The sequence below is a fragment of the Knoellia altitudinis genome (genome assembly GCF_042666355.1).
Lineage (GTDB): Bacteria > Actinomycetota > Actinomycetes > Actinomycetales > Dermatophilaceae > Knoellia > Knoellia altitudinis.
In genome coordinates this window covers 368988-389880 of record NZ_JBHTDK010000002.1, presented here as the reverse complement: position 1 = coordinate 389880, position 20893 = coordinate 368988, and the positions used below count along the sequence as shown (strand labels likewise).

18 protein-coding genes are annotated in these 20893 nt (G+C 69.7%); 3 read left to right on the top strand and 15 right to left on the bottom strand.

All coding sequences use genetic code 11. The features are described from left to right. Nucleotides 1-67: 67 nt before the first annotated feature. The 9 genes from der to ald all read right to left on the bottom strand — a co-directional run bounded on the left by der (nt 68) and on the right by ald (nt 9477). Nucleotides 68-1558 carry a ribosome biogenesis GTPase Der gene (gene der / locus ACFQW8_RS16590; protein ID WP_380089281.1) on the bottom strand — a complete coding sequence of 497 codons (1491 nt, stop codon included), beginning with the start codon at nt 1556-1558 and terminating at the stop codon, nt 68-70. Between the two features lie 489 nt (nt 1559-2047). After that, nucleotides 2048-2773, bottom strand: coding sequence for a (d)CMP kinase (cmk, locus tag ACFQW8_RS16585; RefSeq protein ID WP_380089279.1), 726 nt, complete (start codon nt 2771-2773; stop codon nt 2048-2050). A gap of 62 nt (nt 2774-2835) precedes the next feature. Beyond that, a complete protein-coding gene (locus ACFQW8_RS16580) occupies nt 2836-3930 on the bottom strand; it encodes a prephenate dehydrogenase (RefSeq protein ID WP_380089277.1) in 1095 nt (364 codons plus the stop codon). Further along, the gene (locus ACFQW8_RS16575) at nt 3927-4871 is read right to left on the bottom strand and encodes a pseudouridine synthase (protein WP_380089275.1); all 945 of its coding nucleotides are present in this window, start codon (nt 4869-4871) and stop codon (nt 3927-3929) included. Before ACFQW8_RS16575 ends, ACFQW8_RS16580 begins: the two co-directional genes overlap by 4 nt. Next, entirely contained in the window at nt 4868-5509 is a 642-nt protein-coding gene (gene scpB, locus ACFQW8_RS16570; protein WP_380089273.1) for an SMC-Scp complex subunit ScpB, read from the bottom strand. The genes ACFQW8_RS16575 and scpB overlap by 4 nt, the downstream gene beginning before the upstream one ends. Continuing rightward, nucleotides 5502-6437, bottom strand: a complete 936-nt coding sequence (locus ACFQW8_RS16565; protein WP_380089271.1) for a segregation and condensation protein A — start codon at nt 6435-6437, stop codon at nt 5502-5504. The genes scpB and ACFQW8_RS16565 overlap by 8 nt, the downstream gene beginning before the upstream one ends. Before the next feature lie 4 nt (nt 6438-6441). Continuing rightward, nucleotides 6442-7278, bottom strand: coding sequence for a ParA family protein (locus ACFQW8_RS16560; protein ID WP_380089806.1), 837 nt, complete (start codon nt 7276-7278; stop codon nt 6442-6444). A 166-nt stretch (nt 7279-7444) separates the two neighbouring features. Next, nucleotides 7445-8365: a site-specific tyrosine recombinase XerD gene (gene xerD / locus ACFQW8_RS16555; RefSeq protein WP_380089805.1), complete on the bottom strand. Its 921-nt coding sequence runs from the start codon at nt 8363-8365 to the stop codon at nt 7445-7447. Then, nucleotides 8362-9477: an alanine dehydrogenase gene (gene ald / locus ACFQW8_RS16550; protein ID WP_380089269.1), complete on the bottom strand. Its 1116-nt coding sequence runs from the start codon at nt 9475-9477 to the stop codon at nt 8362-8364. Before ald ends, xerD begins: the two co-directional genes overlap by 4 nt. A gap of 59 nt (nt 9478-9536) precedes the next feature. On the opposite strand from ald, the gene ACFQW8_RS16545 reads away from it, so the two are divergent. After that, on the top strand, nt 9537-10148 hold the full coding sequence (locus ACFQW8_RS16545) for a hypothetical protein (protein WP_380089267.1): 612 nt from the start codon (nt 9537-9539) through the stop codon (nt 10146-10148). Here ACFQW8_RS16545 and hisS read toward each other — a convergent pair. Together hisS and ACFQW8_RS16535 are read right to left on the bottom strand one after the other, a co-directional pair. After that, complete coding sequence (gene hisS, locus ACFQW8_RS16540) at nt 10111-11481, bottom strand: histidine--tRNA ligase (protein WP_380089265.1); 1371 nt, start codon at nt 11479-11481, stop codon at nt 10111-10113. The two genes, ACFQW8_RS16545 and hisS, sit on opposite strands and share 38 nt — an antisense overlap. Continuing rightward, nucleotides 11478-12179: an MBL fold metallo-hydrolase gene (locus tag ACFQW8_RS16535; RefSeq protein ID WP_380089263.1), complete on the bottom strand. Its 702-nt coding sequence runs from the start codon at nt 12177-12179 to the stop codon at nt 11478-11480. Before ACFQW8_RS16535 ends, hisS begins: the two co-directional genes overlap by 4 nt. Before the next feature lie 57 nt (nt 12180-12236). Here ACFQW8_RS16535 and ACFQW8_RS16530 point away from each other — a divergent pair, with 57 nt between their 5' ends. Together ACFQW8_RS16530 and ACFQW8_RS16525 are read left to right on the top strand one after the other, a co-directional pair. Beyond that, on the top strand, nt 12237-13025 hold the full coding sequence (locus tag ACFQW8_RS16530; RefSeq protein WP_380089261.1) for a peptidylprolyl isomerase: 789 nt from the start codon (nt 12237-12239) through the stop codon (nt 13023-13025). Nucleotides 13026-13027: 2 nt separating this feature from the next. Then, nucleotides 13028-14677, top strand: coding sequence for a DUF349 domain-containing protein (locus tag ACFQW8_RS16525; protein WP_380089259.1), 1650 nt, complete (start codon nt 13028-13030; stop codon nt 14675-14677). Between the two features lie 252 nt (nt 14678-14929). On the opposite strand, the gene ACFQW8_RS16520 is transcribed toward ACFQW8_RS16525, so the two are convergent. From ACFQW8_RS16520 to secD, 4 genes are read right to left on the bottom strand one after another with little or no spacing between them, the layout of a single operon-like run. Next, nucleotides 14930-17230, bottom strand: coding sequence for a RelA/SpoT family protein (locus ACFQW8_RS16520; protein ID WP_380089258.1), 2301 nt, complete (start codon nt 17228-17230; stop codon nt 14930-14932). Nucleotides 17231-17239: 9 nt separating this feature from the next. Next, nucleotides 17240-17791 (bottom strand): adenine phosphoribosyltransferase, encoded by a 552-nt coding sequence (locus ACFQW8_RS16515; RefSeq protein ID WP_380089257.1) that lies wholly within the window; start codon nt 17789-17791, stop codon nt 17240-17242. 4 nt (nt 17792-17795) lie between these two features. Continuing rightward, the gene (gene secF, locus ACFQW8_RS16510) at nt 17796-19004 is read right to left on the bottom strand and encodes a protein translocase subunit SecF (RefSeq protein WP_380089255.1); all 1209 of its coding nucleotides are present in this window, start codon (nt 19002-19004) and stop codon (nt 17796-17798) included. Then, entirely contained in the window at nt 19001-20893 is a 1893-nt protein-coding gene (gene secD, locus ACFQW8_RS16505) for a protein translocase subunit SecD (RefSeq protein WP_380089253.1), read from the bottom strand. The genes secF and secD overlap by 4 nt, the downstream gene beginning before the upstream one ends.

Sequence of the window (20893 nt, the reverse complement as noted above, 5' to 3'; positions counted from 1 at the left end):
CGGTGGGGACCACAACGCGCCGACAGGCGTGGCCCAGCAGAACCACAGGTGCGGCCCTTTGAGCGGGTCAGCGGCGAGAGCGCTTCTCGCGGACTCGGACAGACACCTCGATGGGCGTGCCCTCGAAGCCGAACTCCTCACGCAGGCGACGTTCGACGAACCGGCGGTAGCCGGCCTCGATGAACCCCGAGGCGAACAGCACGAACCGTGGCGGCCGGGTCGAGGCCTGGGTCGCGAAGAGGATGCGAGGCTGCTTGCCTCCGCGCACGGGGTGCGGGTGGCCGGCGACGATCTCGCCGAGGAAGGCGTTGAGGCGGCCGGTCGGGATCCGGTGGTCCCACGACTCCAGCGCTGTCTCGAGCGCCGGCACGAGACGGTCCATGTGCCGGCCGGTCGAGGCCGACACGTTGACCCGGGGGGCCCACGGGATCTGGACGAGCTCTCGCTCAATCTCTCGCTCGAGGTAGCGGCGACGCTCCTCGTCGGTGAGGTCCCACTTGTTGTAGGCCACGACGAGCGCACGGCCGGAGTCGACGACCTGCTGGATGACGCGGATGTCCTGCTCGGTGATCGACTCGGAGGCGTCGACGAGGACGACCGCGACCTCGGCCTTCTCGAGAGCGGTCTGCGTGCGCAACGAGGCATAGAAGTCGGCGCCGCGGGTCTGGTGGACCCGGCGGCGGATACCGGCCGTGTCGACGAAGCGCCACGTCTTGCCGCCGAGCTCGATGAACTCGTCGACCGGGTCCCGGGTCGTGCCTGCGACGTCGTCGACGACGACTCGCTCCGAACCAGCGAGCTTGTTGAGCATCGAGGACTTGCCGACGTTGGGGCGTCCCAGCAGGGCGACGCGTCGCGGGCCCCCTCGCTGGTAGGCGCTCACGGCGGACTTGTCCGGCAGCACGGCAAGGATGGCGTCGAGGACGTCACCACTCCCCCGGCCGTGCAGCGCCGACACCGGCCACGGCTGCCCGAGCCCGAGGTTCCAGAGAGCGGCCGCATCGGCCTCGGTGCGCTGGTCGTCGACCTTGTTGGCGACGAGGATGACGGGCTTGCCCGAGCGCCGGAGCAGCTTGACGACGTTCGCGTCGTCGTCGGTGGCACCGACGACGGCGTCGACGACGAAGAGGACCGCGTCCGCGAGCTCGACGGCGATCTCGGCCTGCTCGGCGACGCGCAGGTGGATGCCCTTGGCGTCGACCGCCCAGCCACCGGTGTCGACGAGGGTGAAGCGGGTGCCGGTCCACTCGGCGTCGTAGGCCACGCGGTCACGGGTCACGCCCGGCACGTCCTCGACGACGGCCTCGCGCCGCCCGATGATGCGGTTGACGAGGGTGGACTTGCCGACGTTGGGGCGTCCGACGACGGCGACGACCGGGACGGCCCCCTCGAAGTCGTCGTCGGGGAGCGAACCGTCGCCACGGTCGACGAGGGCGAGGTCCTCCTCGCTCAGGTCGAAGTCCTCCAGACCGGCGCGCAGGGCATGCGTGACGGACTCGTCCAGCGACCCGTCGTCGGTCACGGTCTCGTCGGTCTCGGGGGTGTTCATGCCATCCATTCTCCCTCAGACGAGCGAATGCTCAGTCCCACAGGTTCGGGCGCACGTCGCTCGGTTGCTCGATGCGGTGCCGCCGGCTCGGAGCGACGACGTGCTCGGACGACGTGGAGCCGATCTGCTCCCCTGCCCTCTCGAGAGCAACCGACCCGGTATGCCGTCCGCCCGCGTCACCGAGACCAGGCGCAACCCGAGGGTCAGAAGGATGCAGGGACGCTGACCCCCATCTGGATCGGATCATGGGGACTGCGGGTGTCCGGCCCCCTCCAGAGCGGTTCGTTCGCGAGGGCGGCAGGCTTGTAGAAGCCGTCGATCCCCAGCCCCCGGGGCACGATCCGCCCACCGGTGCGACCTGAGATGTTGTTGGGGTCCTCGCCCACGGTCTTGTTCCAGTCGCCGCCGAGCAGGAGACGCTGAGGGTGGGCGTTGGAAAGCGCGACGACGTTGTCCCCTCACCGGCAGCTCTGCGAAACCGCTGCGGAACCGCTGTCGTCAGGGCGCGTCAGGTGCATCGGGGTGTGCGTGCCCGGCGATCGAGGCCACGACGGCGAGGACGGCCTCGACGCTCTCGTCGAAGTCGAGGTCCGAGGTGTCGACCGTGACCACACCGTCGGCGGCGACCGTGAACTGCGAGACAGCGGAGTCGTCGCGGTCGCGTCGCAGCACCTGGTCACGGGTCGCAGCGATCGCCGCCTCGTCGGCGGAGCCGTGGACCTCGGCCGAGCGGCGGCGCAGGCGGGCCTCCTCGCTTGCCGTGAGCAGGATGCGCACCAGGGCGTCCGGCGCGACGACGGTGGTGATGTCCCGACCCTCGGCGACGACCCCTCCGGTCGCGACGCTGATGGTGGCCATCCGGTCGCGTTGCGCCTGCTGGAGGACGGGGCGCACCCCCGTGTTGGTGGCGACCTTGGACACCTCTGCACTGATGGCCGTCGTGCGGATCGCGGCCGTGACGTCGGTGCCTCCGACCACGACCCGCTGGTCGCCTGGGTCGGTCGACAGCTCGAGCGGCAGTGCCTCTGCGGCAACGACGACGGCCGCCTCGTCGGTGAGCGCGACACCCTGGTCGAGGCACCACCATGTCAGTGCGCGATACATCGCGCCCGTGTCGAGGTAGCCGATGCCCAACCGGTCCGCGACGGCCCGGGAGACACTTGACTTGCCCGATCCGGAGGGACCGTCGATGGCGATGGTGAGCAGGGGCTGGTCGCGCGACATGGCGGTCAGCCTAGGCGTTGGCTGCTCACCCGATCACCGGGGCGAGAGCTGACGCGCGACGCTCAGCCGTGCAGCCGCCAGCCACGCTCCTCGAGCCCGTCGGCGAGTGCGGTCGCGGCACCGGGGACGACATCGATCTCGGCCAGCCCGAACGCCTGACCGAGGCCGTGGTCGAGGTGGAACTCCTCGATGTTGGTCCCGGTCGCACCGACGTCGGCGAAGAGCCGACCGAGCTGTCCCGGCTCGTCGGGGATGAGCACCCGGACGGTCGTGTATGCCGTGGGCGCCGCTCCGTGCTTGCCGGGGATCCGCGCGTGGCCGGCGTTGCCAGCGGCGATGGCGCGCGCCAACGTGCCGCGGGCGCCGGGGGCGTCGTCGTCGACGCCCAGGGTGGTGAGAGCCGCGATGACCCCCTCGAGGTCGGTCGCCAACGAGGCGAGGACCTCACGCACCGCGGAGGCGTTGCCCGAGAGGATCTGCGTCCAGAGGTGCGGGTCGCTCGCAGCGATCCGCGTGACGTCGCGCAGCCCCTGCCCCGAGAGCGCGACCGACGACTCGGCGAGGTGCTCCAGGCGTGCGGCGACGAGGCTGGCCATGAGCTGTGGCACGTGCGAGACCGAGGCCACCGCGGCGTCGTGCTCGTCGGGAGCGAGGGTGATGACCTCGGCCCCGACGGAGCGGGCGACCTCCGCGACCAGCCCGTATGCCGCGTCGCCCGTCTCCGCGGTGGGCGTGAGCACCCAGGCGCGGCCGTGGAAGAGGTCCTGACGACCGGCGACGGCCCCGCTGCGCTCACGACCGGCCATGGGGTGGGAGCCGCAGAAACGGGCGAGATCGGCTCCGCGAGAACGCAACCCGTCGATGACGGCGCCCTTGACCGACGCCACGTCGGTGACGACGGCGCCCGGCCAGCGCTCCAGTGCCACGGCGACGCAGGACGCCGTGACGTCCGGCGGGGTCGCCACGACGACGAGCACCGGGTCACCCTCGGCCGAGGTCTCCCCCGCCCCGAGGTCGCGGGCCAGTGCCGCGTTGGTGCTCGAGATGTCCTCGAGCGTCACGCGGCGACCCGCCTGCGAGAGCGCCAGCCCGAGACTGGTCCCGATGAGCCCGGTGCCGATGATGTGCACCCGTGCGGGGGCCGGGCTCTGCGTCACATCCCCGCCGCGGTGTGGAGCTCCCCGACCTCGCCCTTGGTGAGGCGACGGAACTTGCCGGGTTTGGTGTCGCCGAGACGGATGGGTCCGATCTGGGTGCGCACGAGGGAGAGCACCGGGTGGCCGGCCTCGGCCAGCATCCGGCGGACGATGTGCTTGCGACCCTCGTGGAGGACCACCTCGACGATCGCCTTGCCCGGCTGGCTGTCGACGACCCGGAACGAGTCGACCTTGACCGGCCCGTCCTCGAGCTCGATGCCGTCGCGCAGCTTCCTGCCCAGGTCGCGCGGGACGGGCCCGCGGATCTGCGCGAGGTAGGTCTTGAGGACGCCGTACTTGGGGTGCTGCAGACGGTGGGCGAGGTCGCCGTCGTTGGTGAGGAGGAGCAGGCCCTCGGTGTCGGAGTCCAGACGACCGACGTGGAAGAGGCGCTCCTTGCGGTCGCCGAAGTAGTCGCCGATGTCGATGCGACCGAGGTCGTCGTTCATCGACGTGACGACGTTGAGCGGCTTGTTGAAGGCGAGGTAGACGCGTGACTCGTCGAGCGTCACCCGCACTCCGTCGACGTGGACGACCTGGTCGGAGTTGATGCGGACACCGAGCTCGGTGACGATCTGGCCGTCGACCTCCACCCGCCCCTCCGTGATCATCTGCTCGCAGACGCGACGTGAACCCACCCCTGCAGAGGCGAGGAGCTTCTGCAGGCGTATGCCGTCGGGGTCGTGCACGTCCTTCTTGGCGACCTTGGGCCGGTCGGGCAGACCCGTGGGCTGGCTCTTCTTCGTCGTCCCGACGCCACGGGGGCGTCCTCCACCTGCCGGAGCGCTTCCACCGCCGGCGCCGCCGGCGCGGCCAGCACCCCCGGCGCGACCGCCGGACGTCGGGCCGCGGCCACCGGGCTTCTTCGCGGGTCCGCCGCGTCGGTTCTGCGGCGGGGTCATGCCCGACCGCTCTCTGCGATCTCGTCGAGCACGTCGACCTCCGGAAGGTAGGGGGCTAGGGCGGGTAGGTCATCGAGCGTCTGCAGTCCGAGCCGCTCGAGGAAGTAGGGGGTCGTGCCATAGAAGGTGGCCGTCGACTCCTCGTCGGTGCCGACCTCCTCGATCAGGCCTCGGGTGAGGAGGGTGCGGATGACGCCGTCGACGTTGACGCCGCGGACGGCCGACACCCGTGAGCGTGACACAGGCTGGCGGTAGGCGATGACCGCCAGGGTCTCGAGCGAGGCCTGCGTGAGCCTGGCCTGCTGTCCGGCGAGGATGAAGCGGCTCACGACGGGGGCGTAGTCGGAACGGCTGTAGATCCGCCAGCCGCCACCGACCTCGCGCAGGGTGAAGCCGCGCTGCTGCGCGGCATACCCCTCCTCGAGCTCGACCAGAGCGGCCTCGACGTCGGGGACGGGGACCTCGAGGGCGGACGCGATCTCGAGCTCGGTCACGGGTTCGTCGACGACCATGAGGACGGCCTCGATGGCGCTCCTGAGCCCGCCCGGGAAGTCGTGGACGTCGAACGCCAGCTGGATCTGGGACTCCGGCTCGACGACTGCGTCCTCGAGGGTGTCGGTCAGGGGTGTGTCAATCATGGTCAGCCTCTCGCTGATCGGTGGATGCGTCTTGGTCGTCCGGTGTCGCCGGGGCGGGCAGCGCATCCTGGACGGCCCTCGGCTCGTCGATCCCGGTCTCGGTCTCGTCGAACTCGTCGGTGACCTCGATGTCGCCCTCCATCGGACCGGTCCAGCGCACCGTGAGCTCCCCGAGCGCCTCGGCCTGCTCGAAGGAGATGGACGACTCGCGGAAGAGCTCGAGCAGCGCGAGGAAGCGGGCGACGATGACGAGGGTGTTGTCGGCGTCGCGGACGAGGCTGCGGAAGGACGAGACGCCCTCCCGCCGCAGCCGCTCCCCGATGATGCTGGCCTGCTCGCGCACGCTCACCGCAGGAGCATGCAGGTGTCCGAGCCCGACGACGTCGGGGACCTTGGGCGTCAGCGCGTGGGCCGCGATCATCGCCAGCTGGTCCGGCGTGATGGTCATGACCAGCTCGGGCAGGAGCTTGGCGAACTGCGGCTCGATGCCGGCCTGACGTGCCGTCATCCGCCCCGCCGTCGTCATCCGCTCGTCGAAGGTGCGGGCGATGTCCTTGAACGCGCGGTACTGGAGCAGCCGGGCGAAGAGCAGGTCGCGTGCCTCGATGAGGGCGAGGTCCTCCTCGTCCTCGGGACCCGCCTGCGGCAGCAGTCGAGCGGCCTTGATGTCGAGCAGGGTCGCGGCGACGAGCAGGAACTCCGAGGCCTGCGAGAGGTCCCAGACATCGCCACCCTTGGCCTGCTCGGTCTTGATGTGGGCGATGAACTCGTCGGTGACCTGGGCGATCGCGATCTCGGTGATGTCGAGCTTGTGCTTGGAGATGAGACCGAGGAGGAGGTCGAACGGCCCCGAGAAGACATCGAGATGCACCTCGAAGGCCGTCGTGGCTGCCCGTCGGGTGAGAACTCCGCCGGGGGCCTCGGTCATGGTCTCAGGCTGCTCCGCCACGGGCGATGAGCTCTCTGGCCAGCTGGCGGTAGGCGCCGGCACCCTTGTGGGTGCTGTCGTAGGTGGTGATCGGCTCGGCGGCGAGCGAGGCGTCCGGGAACTTCACCGTGCGGCTGATGACCGTGTGGAAGACCCGGTCGCCGAAGTGCTCCACGACGCTCGCCACGACCTCCTTGGAGTGGAGGGTGCGGCTGTCGTACATCGTCGCGAGGATGCCGTCGACCTCGAGGCGTGGGTTGAGCCGGTCGCAGATCTTCTCGATCGTCTCGATGAGGAGGGCCACGCCGCGCATGGCGAAGAACTCGCACTCGAGCGGGATGAGCACGCCGTGCGCTGCGGTGAGCGCGTTGACCGTGAGCAGGCCGAGCGAGGGCTGGCAGTCGATGAGGATGACGTCGTAGTCGTCCAGGACCGGACGCAGCACGCGCGCGAGGATCTGCTCGCGCGCGACCTCACCGACGAGCTGGACCTCAGCGGCCGACAGGTCGATGTTGGCCGGGATGACGTCGAGGTTCTCGACCTTGGTCCTGACGATGACGTCGCGCACGTCGTGTCCGCGCTCGGTGAGCAGGTTGTAGACGGTGACGTCGAGCTGGTGGGCAGGGATGCCGAGACCGACCGAGAGAGCACCCTGCGGGTCGAAGTCGACGAGGAGCACCCGCCGGCCGTACTCCGCCAGGGTCGCTCCGAGGTTGATGGTGGTCGTGGTCTTGCCGACGCCACCCTTCTGGTTGCACATGGCGATGACCCGCGCCGGACCGTGGCTGGCCAGCGGCGGCGGCTCGGGGAAGACGGGCATCGGGCGCCCGGTGGGGCCCATCTGTCCTCGACCGGCGTCCTCGGTCCCGGGCAGGTGTCCGTGTCGGCTCGTGGGGCCGGTGGACTCATCCACTTCGGTCACCACGGCCTCGATGTTCGACGAATCCATCTCTCTCCCGGAACTGGCGTGCAGGCGGTCAGCGTCCCGCTGATCGCCACGAACCCTATCAGCGCGCACGCGGATGGCTCTGGGCGTAGACCTCACGCAGCTGCTGCACGGTGACGAGCGTGTAGACCTGCGTCGTCGTCACCGAGGCGTGCCCGAGCAGCTCCTGGACGACACGCACGTCCGCGCCGCCTTCGAGCAGGTGGGTGGCGAACGAGTGCCGCAGCGTGTGCGGCGAGAGGTGGCCCGAGAGGTCGGCGCGTGCCGCGGCCGCCCGCAGGATCGACCAGGCACTCTGGCGCGAGAGCCGCGACCCCCGCTGGTTGAGGAAGATCGCCGGCGTCCCGATGCCCTTGGTCGAGAACGTCCCACGACCTCGGACGAGGTATGCCGTGAGCGCCTCCCTGGCGTAGGACCCCAGGGGCACGAGCCGTTGCTTGCCGCCCTTGCCCTCGAGCCGGACCACTCCGGCCTCACGGTCGACGTCGTCGATGTCGAGCCCGACCGCCTCGGAGATGCGGGCGCCGGTGCCGTAGAGGAGCTCAAGCAGAGCCCGGTCACGCAGTGAGGCGGGGGTGTCGCCCACGGCCGCCGCGTCGAGGAGGCGCTGGACCTCGCTGACACTGATCGCCTTCGGCAGTCGCGACGGCGGAGGGGGTGGGCTGACCGCAGCCGCCGGGTCGGCGTCGAGATCTCCCTCCAGCGCGAGGAACCGGTGCAGTCCCCGGACCGAGACCAGGGTCCGGGCGGCAGAGTTCGCGGCGAGGGCCGGGTGGTCCTCGTCGCCCTCGCGCAGCCGCGCGAGGAACTCACCGACGTGCTTCTCGGTCACCGCGGCCGGATCGTCGATCCCGACCGCGGCGAGGTATGCCGTCCAGCGCCCCAGGTCACGCCGGTAGGCCTTGAGCGTGTTGGCCGACAGACCTCTCTCGACGTCGAGGTGCGTCAGCCACGACCGGACGGCGCGGTCGACCCCGCTCAGCCGAGGACCTCCGCCAGTGGGCGGTGCCCGAGTCCGTGGGCCTCGGCGACGGGGCCGTAGACGATCTCCCCCGCGTGCGTGCTCAGCCCCAGGGCGAGCGACTGGTCGGCCCGGGAAGCCTCGCGCCAGCCACGGTCGGCGAGCCGGACGGCATACGGAAGGGTGGCGTTGGTCAGCGCCCACGTGCTCGTGTTGGGCACCGAGCCCGGCATGTTGGCGACGCAGTAGAAGATCGAGCCGTGGACCTGGTAGGTCGGTTCAGCGTGGGTCGTCGGACGGGTGTCCTCGAAGCACCCGCCCTGGTCGACGGCGATGTCGACGAGGACCGAGCCGGGCTTCATCTGCGACACGAGCTCGTTCGAGACCAGCGTGGGCGCCTTGGCCCCGGGGACGAGCACGGCCCCGATGACCATGTCGGCCTCCATGACCTGCTGACGGATGGCGAGCGTCGACGAGGCAAGGCCGTGGACGCGGTTGTTGTAGCGCCAGAAGCTCATCCGCAGCTTGTCCAGGTCGGTGTCGAGCAGGGTGACGTCGGCGCCCATGCCCAGCGCGATGTTGGCGGCGTTCTGGCCGGAGACACCGGCCCCGATGATGACGACTTTGGCGTTGGCGACACCGCCGACACCGCCCATGAGCACGCCGCGCCCACCCTGCGGCTTCATGAGGGAGTGGGCACCCACCTGCGGAGCGAGGCATCCGGCGACCTCGGACATCGGGTAGAGCAGGGGAAGCAGACCTGACGGGAGCTGGACCGTCTCGTAGGCGACCGAGGTGGTCCTCCTGTCGACGAGCTCCTTGGTCAGGCGCTCGTCGGCAGCGAGGTGCAGGTAGGTGAAGAGGGTGAGGTCCTCGCGCAGCCGGTGGTACTCCTGCTCGACCGGCTCCTTGACCTTCATGACCATCTCGGCCTCGCCCCACACGTCATCGGCGCTGTCGATGATCCGCGCCCCCTGCGAGACGTACTCGTCGTCGGTGATCGACGACCCGAGGCCCGCGCCCTTCTGGACGAGCACCTCGTGACCGTGCTTGACGAGCTCGTGCACGCCGACCGGCGTGATGCCGACCCGGAACTCGTTGTTCTTGACCTCGCTGGGGATGCCGATGCGCACCTGCTGACTCCTTCGTCGTGGGGCTGCGGTGGGTGTGCCGCGGTGCGAGTCTAGGACCTGTGAAGCTCTATGCAGACCTGCCCGGACGACGGCTCGTCCAGATCCTCGCCGACCTCGCGCTCCTGGCCTGGGTCGCCCTGTGGGCGTGGGTGGGGCGCCGCGTCCACGACGTGACGATGGCGCTCGCCGAGCCGGGGCGCCGGCTCCAGGGAGCCGGTGCCGGCTTCCGCGAGAAGCTCAACGCCGCCGGCGACGGGGTGGACGACCTGCCCCTGCTCGATGACCGCGTGGCCGGACCGTTCCGGTCCGCAGCCGGCGCCGGCACCGACATCGAGCAGGCCGGCACCGACCTCATCAGTGCGGTCGAACGCCTCGCCCTCCTCATCGGGTGGACCACCGCGCTCGTGCCGATCCTCATCGTCGCGATCTGGTGGGCGGTCGCCCGAGGCCGCTTCGTGCGGCGCGCCTCGGCAGCCCAGCGGTTCATCGACGCCGACGCCGACCTCGACCTCTTCGCGCTGCGTGCCATGGCCAACCAGCCCATGACCACCCTCGCCAAGGTCTCGGCGGACCCGAGCGGCGCCTGGCGCCGAGGTGACCGCGAGACGATCAGGGCCCTGGCCCTGCTCGAGCTCAAGGACTCGGGTCTGCGGCCACCACGGACGGCCTGAGGTCCTGCGCCGGCGGCTCCCACGTCGCCGGGTCGGCGTCCACCTGGTCACCGGAGCGGATGTCCTTGACCTGCCCCATGGACCCCGGCACTGAGCCTTCTTGAGGGAACCAGACGAAAGGTATGCCGCGCCGGTCGGCATACCGAATCTGCTTGCCGAACTTCGCGGCGGTCGGGGCGACCTCGCACGGGATGCCGCGGGCACGCAGCGCTTGAGCGACAGCGGCCGACTCACGGCGCGAGTCCTCCTCGACGACGGCGACGAGGACGGCCGCGGGCGTGGCGCGCGAGGCCGTCACGAGGCCCTTGCCGAGCAGGAGACCGAGCAGGCGCGAGACGCCGATCGAGATGCCGACGCCGGGATAGGTCGTCTTCCCGTCACTGGCCAGGGCGTCATAGCGGCCGCCCGAGCAGAACGAGCCCCACGACTCGTAGCCCTCGAGCTGCGTCTCGTAGACGGTGCCGGTGTAGTAGTCGAGGCCGCGGGCGATCTTGAGGTCCGCGACCATGGCGCCGGGCGCGTTGTCGAGGCCACTCCGGATAACAGCGCTGAGGGCTGCGAGGCCCTCGTCGAGGGTGGGGTGATCGACCCCGAGGGCGCGCACCTGGTCCACGAACGAGAGGTCCTCGGTGCGGATCGCGGCCAGGGCGAGGCACTGGTCGGCCTGCTCGCCAGTGCGGCCCGCCTCGACGAGGAGGGTCCTCACCTTGGCCGGGCCGATCTTGTCGAGCTTGTCGACGATGCGGAGCGTGTTCTGGATCTCCGTGTCATCGTCGGTCCCGATGCCGATTCCTCGGTAGAAGCCCTCGGGAATCTTGCGGTTGTTGACCTGGATCGTCATCCGCCCGATCGGCAGCTTGGCGAAGACCTCGGCGATCACCAACGGCATCTCGGCCTCGAAGTGGGCGCTGAGCTCCCCCACGTCCACGACGTCGATGTCGGCCTGGGTGAACTCGCGGTAACGGCCCTCCTGGGGTCGCTCCCCTCGCCACACCTTCTGGATCTGGTAGCGGCGGTAGGGGAAGGTCAGCTTCCCGGCGTTCTCGAGGACGAAGCGGGCGAACGGCACCGTGAGGTCGAAGTGCAGGCCGAGGGCGACGTCGCGCGACGGGTTCTCGACGCTCTCCTCCGCGAGGCGCGTCACGCCGTAGATCTCCTTGTCGGCGTCTCCTCCCTTGCCGAGCAGACGCTCCACCGGCTCGACGGCGCGGGTCTCCAGCGAGGTGAAACCGTGCAGCTCGAAGGTCTCGCGGATGACGTCGAGGAAGTGCTGCTCCACGATGCGTTCGGCGGGGAGGTACTCGGGGAAGCCGCTGAGCTTGGTGACCTTCACGCGCCCAATCCTTGCAGGTAGGGGTTGGTGCTCCGCTCACGGCGCATCGACGTCGCGGACCCATGCCCGGGGAGGAGCAGCGTGGAGTCGGCCAACGGCAGGACGACGTCCCGCAGCGAACGTTCCATGGCAGAGCCGTCGCCCCCGGGCAGGTCCGTGCGCCCGATGGAGCCGGCGAAGAGGACGTCGCCCGTGACCATGGTGCGGTCGAGCTCCTCGGGCGCGCGGACGCCGTCGGGCAGCCGGTCGAAGCCGAACATCACCGAGCCCTCGGTGTGGCCCGGCGCATGCAGCACCTCGAGGTCCAGCCCCGCCAACGTCAAGGACTCTCGGTCGGTCACCTCGACGACGTTGCTCGGCTCGGTCCATGTCGCCTTCTGACCGAACTGCTGCTCGAGCATCCCGACGAGGCCAACGCTCGCCGATCCGAGTGGGTCGGCGAGGCGGTAGCGGTCGTCCGAGTGGATGTATGCCGCCGTGTCGCCTCCGCAGACCGGTGTCACCGAGTAGACGTGGTCGATGTGCCCGTGGGTGAGCAGAACTGCTGTCGGCTTGAGCCGGTGCTGGGTGAGGACCTCACGCAGGGTCTCCTCGATCCCGATCCCCGGGTCGACGATGAGGCACTCCTCCCCCTCGTTCGTGGCGAGGACGTAGCAGTTGGTGCCGAAGGCCGCGGCAGGAAAGGCGATGGTCAACACGCCGCCCAACCCTAGTCGGGTGAGCAACCGGCATACCGCGTCCCTAGACTCACCCGGGTGACGAAGAAGCAGGAACGCGACCGGGCCCGGCGTCGGTGGGAGAAGCAGCAGGTGACGCAGGCTGCTCGCACGGAGAGGCGTGCCCGCAACAGGCGGGTCGCGGCGATCGTGGCCACCGTCGCGGTCGTCCTGGCGCTCGTCGTCGGGTTGACCATCGCGCTCCGGCCGGAGCAAGCCGCCGAGCCTGCCCAGACCGCAGCCGGGTGCACGTCACCTCCGCAGCCGCTGGGCACGTCGGCCAAGCTCACCCTGCCCGACAAGGCGACCGCCAAGGCCGCCACCTGGACGACCACGCTGACGACGAACTGCGGTGACATCGTCATCGACCTCGACGGGGCCAAGGCGCCGCAGGCCGTGGCCTCGTTCATCCAGCTCGCTCGAGCGGACTACTGGCTCAACTCGCCTTGCCACCGCCTGGGCGTCGGCGAGGGCTTCAAGCTGCTCCAGTGCGGTGACCCGACGGGCGCCGGTGACGGCACTCCCGGCTACGGCTTCGGCGTGGAGAACGCACCCAAGGACGGCAAGTACACCCGCGGCCAGCTCGCCATGGCCCGCACCCAGGACCCCAAGGCCGGCAACGGGGGCCAGTTCTTCATCATCAACGGGGACACGAGCCTTCCGGACCCGGTTGGCTACACAATCTTCGGCACGGTGACCAAGGGTTTGGATATCGTCGACAAGGTCGCCGCAGCGGGCGTTCAGCCCGGCGGTGAGTCGGAGACCATCGGTGCCCCCGTGGCACCCATCAGCATCCTTCGGGTTGCAGTGACAGAGAAGAAGGCATAACCGTGAGCGACGAGACGACGAGCACCACCCCCTCGGACGAGTCCGTGGAGGTCCAGGCCGAGACGCCGCCACAGGTCGCGGAGGAGGGGCCCGCAGCGCAGGAGGCTGTCGCTGTCGACGAGACCCCGGCGACGGAAGAGGCACCCGCCGTCGCAGAGACGCCCGCGGACGAAACACCCGCGGTCGCAGAGACCCCCGCGGCCGACGAGGCACCCGCCGTCGCAGAGACCCCCGCGGCCGAGGAGACGCCGGCACCGGCCGAGGAGACGCCGGCACCGGCCGAGGAGAAGCCGGCGCCGGTCGCGCCCAAACCGTCGGTCCCCTCCCCAGCGGCGCTCGCGTCGAAGATGGCGGCCCGCCCGACCCCTCCCGTCACGCCATCCGTCGTGCACGAGCACTCCGACTCGGCGAAGTTCGGTCGGGTCGACGACGAGGGTCACGTCTTCGTCAAGGTCGGTGACGAGGAGCGCGAGGTCGGCTCCTACCCCGGCGCGTCCCCTGACGAGGCCCTGCAGTACTTCGCCCGCAAGTACGACGAGATCGCCGCCTCCGCCGACCTGCTCGTGCAGCGTGTCGCCAACCCTGACGTCGCAGCCAAGGAGGTCGCCGACGGGCTCAGCACCCTCAAGGAGCACATCGCCGACGCCCACGTCGTCGGTGACCTCGCCGCGCTGGACGCCAGCGTCACCGCCGTCGAGGCCGCGCTCGCCGCCAAGCGGGAGACAGAGCAGGCAGCGCGTGCCGAGGCACGTGCAGCGGCCACCGTCGAGCGCGAAGCCATCGTCGCCGAGGCCGAGGCGATCGCGGGACAGCATCCGGACCAGACCCAGTGGAAGCAGAGCGGTGAGCGGATGCGCGCGCTGCTCGACACCTGGAAGCAGCACCAGCGTTCCGGCACCAAGCTGGACAAGCCGACCGAGAACTCGCTGTGGCAGCGCTTCAGCCACGCTCGCAACCACTTCGACAAAGGGCGGCGCACCTACTTCGCGCAGCTCGACTCCACCCGCGCCGAGGCCAAGGGCACCAAGGAGTCGCTCGTGAAGGAGGCGGAGGCCCTCGCCACGAGCACCGACTGGGGTCCGACCGCGCGAGCGTTCAAGAACCTCATGGACCAGTGGCGTCAGGCCGGCCGCGCCTCGCGCACCGAGGACGACGCCCTGTGGGAGCGCTTCAAGACGGCCCAGGACACCTTCTTCAACGCCAAGGACGAGGTCTCCGCCGCCGAGGAGGAGGAGTTCCGCGCCAACCTCGCCGTCAAGGAGGAGCTGCTCAAGGAGGCCGAGCAGATCCTGCCCATCACCGACCTCGAGAAGGCCAAGGCGCAGCTCCGCACGGTCCAGGACAGGTGGGACGCCGCGGGCAAGGTGCCGCGGGCCGACATCGACCGCACCGAGAAGGCGATCCGCCGGATCGAGACCGCTGTCCGCGAGCAGGACGAGAAGAAGTGGAAGTCGTCGAACCCCGAGGTGGCCGCCCGGGCCAACTCCATGGTGACCCAGCTGCGCTCGTCGATCGAGACGATCGAGGCCGACCTCGCCAAGGCCACCGCATCGGGCAACGAGAAGAAGGTCAAGGACCTCACCGCCAGGCTCGAGTCGCAGCAGGTGTGGCTCAAGCAGGCCGAGGCCGCCGGCGACGAGTTCGGCTCCTGAGCCCTGACTGAGCGAAGACTGCAGCGCCCACTGGTTGCCGAGCATTGCGCGGCGAGGTGGGCGCTAAGTCGTGCTGAGCCGACCCGCGGCGCAGTGACGGGCGCGCGTTCGGTCGATGCTCGTAGCGCGCTTGCTCGAAAAGCCTCTGCGACATCGCAACTCGCGCGCGGAGAGCAGCGTGCCGACTGAGCGTGCCCCTCACTGCGCAAGGGTCGGCGACCACATGCGCGAGGGACGACGTCGCCGAACGGGTCAGTTCTGGGTGATGCGGTAGGCGTCGAAGACGCCAGCAATCCCCCGGACGCTGCGGATGACGTGGTCGAGGTGGCTGGGGTCGCCCATCTCGAAGGTGAACTTGAGGCCGGCCACGCGGTCGCGTGAGGTGTGCACCGAGGCGCTGAGGATGTTGACCCCGCTCTCGGACAGCACACGGGTGACGTCGGACAGCAGCGCCGAGCGGTCGAGTGCCTCGACCTGGAGCTGGACGAGGAAGATGCTGTTGGCGGTCGGGGCCCACTCGACCTCGATGATCTTGTCGTCCTGGCTGAGCAGCGACGAGGCGTTGGTGCAGTCGGTGCGATGCACCGAGACGCCCGCGCCTCGCGTGACGAACCCGAGGATGTCGTCGCCCGGGACGGGCGTGCAACATCGGGCCAGCTTGACCCAGACGTCCGAGGTGCCCTTGACGACGACGCCCGGGTCCCCGGCACGTCGCCGACGGTTCGAGATGGGCCGTGGCATCGTGACCTCGGCGAGGTCGTCGCTCGACTCCTCGCCGCCCTGCGCAGCCACGAGCCGCGCCACGACGTGCTGGGCGCTGACGTGCCCCTCGCCGATCGCGGCATACAGGCCGTCGATGCCGCTGAGCCGGAGCTCCTCGGCGACACCGGTGAGGGACTCGACGGACGACAGGCGGGCGACCGGGAGGCTGCGCTTGCGCATCGCCTTGGCCAGCGACTCCTTGCCGTTGTCGATCATCTCCTCGCGCCGCTCGAGGGTGAACCAGTGACGGATCTTGTTGCGGGCGCGCGCGGACTTGACGAACGAGAGCCAGTCGCGTGACGGCCCGGCACCGTCGGCCTTGGACGTCAGGACCTCGACCGTGTCACCGTTGTCCAGCCGCGACTCCAGCGGGACCAGACGCCCGTTGACCTTGGCACCGATGGTGTGGTGTCCGACCTCGGTGTGCACGGCATACGCGAAGTCGACCGGAGTCGAGTTGGCCGGCAGGCCGACGAGCTGGCCCTTGGGCGTGAAGACATAGACCTCGCTGGCGTTGATCTCGAACCTCAGCGACTCGAGGAACTCGCCGGGGTCTGCGGTCTCCTTCTGCCAGTCGAGGAGCTGGCGCAGCCACGCCATGTCGTTGGCGCCGGTGTTGCTCGTCGTCGGACCCTCGGGACCGCCGCCCGCCTTGTCGTTCTCCTTGTACTTCCAGTGGGCCGCGACGCCGTACTCGGCGCGGCGGTGCATCGTGTGCGTGCGGATCTGGATCTCGACCGGCTTGCCCTCGGGCCCGATGACGGTCGTGTGGAGCGACTGGTACATGTTGAACTTCGGCGTCGCGATGTAGTCCTTGAACCGGCCGGGCACCGGAGTCCACCGGGCGTGCATCGCGCCCAGCGCCGCGTAGCAGTCGCGCACGGTGTCGACGAGCACTCGCACGGCCACGAGGTCGTAGATCTGGTCGAAGTCGCGTCCGCCGACGATCATCTTCTGGTAGACGGAGTAGTAGTGCTTGGGCCGCCCGGTGACCGTCGCCTTGAGCTTGGCCGCTCGCAGGTCCCCGTCGATGTTGGCGCGCACCGTCGCGAGGTACTCCTCGCGAGCCGGGGCCCGGTCGGCCACGAGGCGCACGATCTCGTCGTAGACCTTGGGGTACAGCGTCTGGAACGACAGGTCCTCGAGCTCCCACTTGATCGTGTTCATGCCGAGGCGATGGGCCAGCGGGGCATAGATCTCGAGGGTCTCGCGGGCCTTGCGCTGCGCCGACTCCTTGGAGACGTAGCGCCACGTCCGCGCGTTGTGCAGTCGGTCGGCCAGCTTGATCACGAGGACGCGGATGTCGCGTGCCATGGCGACGACCATCTTGCGCACGGTCTCGGCCTGCGCGGCCTGGCCGTAGGTGACCTTGTCGAGCTTGGTGACACCGTCGACGAGCATGGCGATCTCGGCGCCGAAGTCCTTCTCCAGCTGGTCGAGGTGGTAGTCGGTGTCCTCGACCGTGTCGTGCAGCAGCGCGGCGGCCAGCGTCGGCGGGGTCATGCCGAGCTCGGCGAGGATCGTCGTCACGGCGAGGGGGTGCGTGATGTAGGCGTCACCGCTCTTGCGCATCTGGCCCTCGTGGGCGCGCTCCGCGACGTCGTAGGCACGCTCGATGACCGTGAGGTCGGCCTTGGGGTGGGTGCGGCGGACCGACGTCAGCAGCGGCTCCAGGACCGGGTGGGTGGAGGTGCGGGTTCCTCCGAACATGGCGATGCGGGCACGCGCACGGGCGCGTTGGGAGCCTGTAGCCCCGCTGCGCACCGGTATCGGCGTGGTCTCCTCGGCCATGGAGGGAGTCTAGGCGTCCGCCGTGCCGGTCACGACATGCAGGGCGTGGACGGAGCGCTCCCCCATCGCGTCACGTCCCCCGAGGAACGCCAGCTCGACGATGGTGTCGAACCCGACGACGTCGGCGCCGCAGTCGGTCAGCAGGTCCCAGGCTGCGATGGCCGTGCCGCCCGTCGCCAGGACGTCGTCGACGAGCAGGACTCGTTGTCCGGCTGTCACGGCATCGGCGTGGATCTCGATGGTCGCCGTGCCGTACTCGAGGTCGTAGGTCCGCTGCACCGTCTCGCCGGGCAGCTTCCCCGCCTTGCGGACGGGCACGAAGCCGACGCCCAGCTCGAGCGCGAGGGCGGCCCCGATGATGAAACCACGCGCCTCCACCCCGGCCACCGCGTCGATCGGCTGCGCCGCGCCGGTATGCCGTGCCGCGAGCTCGCGGATCACCGCACCGAACGCTTCCCCGTCTCCCAGGAGCGGCGTGATGTCCTTGAACACCACGCCCGGCTTCGGGAAGTCTGCGACGTCGCGCAGCAGGGATGCGACGAGCTGGCTGACGGCGGTCACGCGGCTACCTGCGGCGCGATTTGGGCGGTCGCTTGGGCTGGTTGCGTGGGCCGGACTGGGCGTACTTGTGCACCTGTCGGCCGGTGACCGTCGCAGAGCCCTCGCCCTCGGCCATGGGCGACGTCGATGCCAGTGCCGGGTCTGTGTCCACCTCGGTGATCCGACCATCGGTGACCGACGAGTCCGTCACGACTGCGGACGATCCGGACGGTGCCACGCCGACCAGCTCCTTGGCGCGCTTGGCCTGGGACCGAGCGGCTCGCTTGTCCAGCTCCAGGACCGACTCGTCCTTGTTGCGCAGGCTCACGAGGAGCGGCGTGGCGAGGAAGATCGAGGAGTAGGCGCCGATCAGGATCCCGACGAAGAGCACGAGCGCGAGGTCGAGCAGGGTGCCTGGCCCGAGGAAGATCGCGCCGACGACCATGACCGCGAGGATCGGCAGGATGCCGATGACCGTGGTGTTGATCGAGCGGACCAACGTCTGGTTGACCGCGAGGTTGGCAGCCTGGGCAAAGGACAGCCGTCCGTTGGCGAAGGCCTCGTTGGTGTTCTCCCGCACCTTGTCGAAGACCACGACGGTGTCGTAGATCGAGTAGCCCAGGACGGTGAGGAAGCCGATCATCGTGGCCGGGGAGACCTCGAACCCGGTGAACGAGTAGATGCCGACGGTGATGACGAGGTCATGGACGAGCGCGAGCAGGGCTGCGAGGGCCATCTTCCAGTTGCGGAAGTAGATCGCGAGCACCGCGGCCACGAGCACGAGGAAGATCACCAGCGCCCGCAGCGCCTGCTTGGTGACGGAGTCCCCCCAGGAGGGCCCGATGAAGGTCGAGCTCACCTTGTCGGCTCCGACCTCGAACGTCTGCGCGAGCTCGGTGGCCACCCGGGCGCTCTCGGCGTCGTCAAGACGCTCGGTCTGGACGCGGACCGTGTTGGCACCGAGCTTCGAGACGCGCACGCCCTGGGAGTCGTCCGCGTCACCGAGCGCCTCCCGCGCCTGCGACTCGTAGTCGCCCGGGACCGACGTGGTCGTGACCCGGAACTCCGAGCCACCGCTGAACTCCAGCCCGAGGTTGAGCTTGTTGATCCCGAGGCCTGCGATGGCGATCGCCATGAGCAGGAGCGAGACGAGGTAGAACGACTTGCGCTTGGCGACGACCGGGATGGATCGCTTGCCGGTGTAGAGGTCGTTTCCGAGATCGGCGAACTTCATCGAGCTGTCCCTTCGGCGCCCGCGGTGCGGGGCGGGTTCGCACCTGCTGTGCGGGGCGGGTTCGCGCCCGTGGTGCGGGGCGGGTTCGTCGTGAACCGGCCACGGCCGGCATACGAGGTCTTCTTCACGGCACCGAGCTTGTCCGGGTCGAGTCCCGACATGGGGTGCCCGTCCCGGAAGAACTTCAGGCGCGCGAGGAGCGTGACCAAGGGGTGGGTGAAGAGGAAGACGATCAGGATGTCGAGCAGCGTCGTGAGCCCGAGGGTGAACGCGAAGCCACGCACACTGGAGCTGGCCAGCACGTAGAGCACGATGGCCGCGAGGAAGTTCACGCCGTCGGCGATGAGGATCGTGCGCTTGGCACGGGCCCACCCGGTGGCGACGGCGCTCTCGAGCGAACGACCCTCACGCAGCTCGTCACGGATGCGTTCGAAGTAGACGATGAACGAGTCCGCGGTGAAGCCGATGGCGACGATCAGACCGGTGACACCGGCCATGTCGAGTCGGTAGTTGTGCGACCACCCCAGGATCGTGATGGCGAGATAGGTGAGCAGCCCCGCCACGAGGATCGACGCGATGGTGACGAGCCCGAGCACGCGGTACTGCGCCAGCGAGTAGAGGACGACGAGCAGGAGCCCGACGAGCCCGGCATACAGCCCGTAGCGCAGCTGCTCGCCACCGAGGGTGGGGCTGATCTGCTCACGCGTCTGCAGGTCGAACGAGATCGGCAGGGCGCCGAACTTCAGCGTCTGGGCGAGGTCACGAGCCTCGGTGATCGCGAAGCCACCGGTGATGCTCGCCTTGCCGTTGGGGATCGCCTCGTTGAAGGACGGAGCCACGATGACGCGGGAGTCGAGGGTGGCAGCCAGCTGGTTCTGCGGCTGCTGGAGGGAGACCATCTTGCGGGAGACGTCCGCGTACTGCTCGGTGCCCTCACCGTTGAGGCTGAGCTGGATCTCGACGACGGACGTCTGCTGGCCGTTGGCACCGACCTGGTAGCCGGCGGCGGCATCCGAGACCTTGTCACCGGAGACGACGACCGGACCAAGGATGTACTTGGCTGTGCCGTCGGCGTCACAGGTGGCGATCGGCTTGGTCTCGTCGTCGACGAGGGCGTCGAGGGCGCCGTCCTTGCTGCAGTCGAGAGCGGTGAAGGCGGCGGTGAGCTCGGGCGTGATCTGCTCGAGGCTGAACGGGTCACCCCCGGCAGGAGCCGAGGCGGAGCCGCTGGGGCTGGGGCTGGGCGAGGCGCTGGGTGACGCGCTCGGCGAGGCGCTGGGTGACGCGGACGGCGACGTCGACGGCGACGGGCTGGGCTCGGCGACCAAGGCCTCGGGGATGGCCGAGTTGTTGGTGGGCGAAGGGCTGACCGGGTTGGCTGACGGCACGGGCGCCGACGGGGAGGCACTCGGCGAGGCGCTCGGCGAGGCCGAGCCACTCGGGGACGGACTGGCCGAGCCGCTCGGCGAGGCCGACGGAGCCGGTTGGGGTGAGCCCGCGGCGATGGCGAGGACCGGCCGGAACTGGAGCTGCGAGGAGCGGCGGATCGCGTCCTCGTCCTGCTTGCTCGGTGTCCCGGGCATGCTCACGACGATGTTGCGGCCGCCCTGGGTCGTGACCTCGGCGCCGGCGACACCGCCCGCGTCGACACGCTGGACGATGATGTCGCGGGCCTGGGTGATCTGCTCCGGCGAGACCTCTCGGCCACCGGTGAGCCGGGGTTCGAGAATGATCTGGGTGCCACCCTCGAGGTCGAGGCCGAGCTTGGGGGCGTAGCTGCCGTTGCTGAACTGGTTGGCGCCGAACAGCAGGCCCATGAGCGCGATCGTCAGGACCGCCATGGCGGCCATCGCACGGCGCGCAAAGTTCGCGTGACTCATCTGCGCCAT

Bases quoted from the DNA above. Each gene is read 5' to 3' on its own strand.
- ACFQW8_RS16560 (WP_380089806.1), bottom strand. From the start codon at position 7,278: ATGGGCCCCACCGGGCGCCCGATGCCCGTCTTCCCCGAGCCGCCGCCG.
- ACFQW8_RS16565 (WP_380089271.1), bottom strand. From the start codon at position 6,437: ATGACCGAGGCCCCCGGCGGAGTTCTCACCCGACGGGCAGCCACGACG.
- der (WP_380089281.1), bottom strand. From the start codon at position 1,558: ATGGATGGCATGAACACCCCCGAGACCGACGAGACCGTGACCGACGAC.
- secF (WP_380089255.1), bottom strand. From the start codon at position 19,004: ATGAAGTTCGCCGATCTCGGAAACGACCTCTACACCGGCAAGCGATCC.
- cmk (WP_380089279.1), bottom strand. From the start codon at position 2,773: ATGTCGCGCGACCAGCCCCTGCTCACCATCGCCATCGACGGTCCCTCC.
- ACFQW8_RS16520 (WP_380089258.1), bottom strand. From the start codon at position 17,230: ATGGCCGAGGAGACCACGCCGATACCGGTGCGCAGCGGGGCTACAGGC.
- scpB (WP_380089273.1), bottom strand. From the start codon at position 5,509: ATGATTGACACACCCCTGACCGACACCCTCGAGGACGCAGTCGTCGAG.
- ACFQW8_RS16575 (WP_380089275.1), bottom strand. From the start codon at position 4,871: ATGACCCCGCCGCAGAACCGACGCGGCGGACCCGCGAAGAAGCCCGGT.
- secD (WP_380089253.1), bottom strand. From the start codon at position 20,893: ATGGCGCAGATGAGTCACGCGAACTTTGCGCGCCGTGCGATGGCCGCC.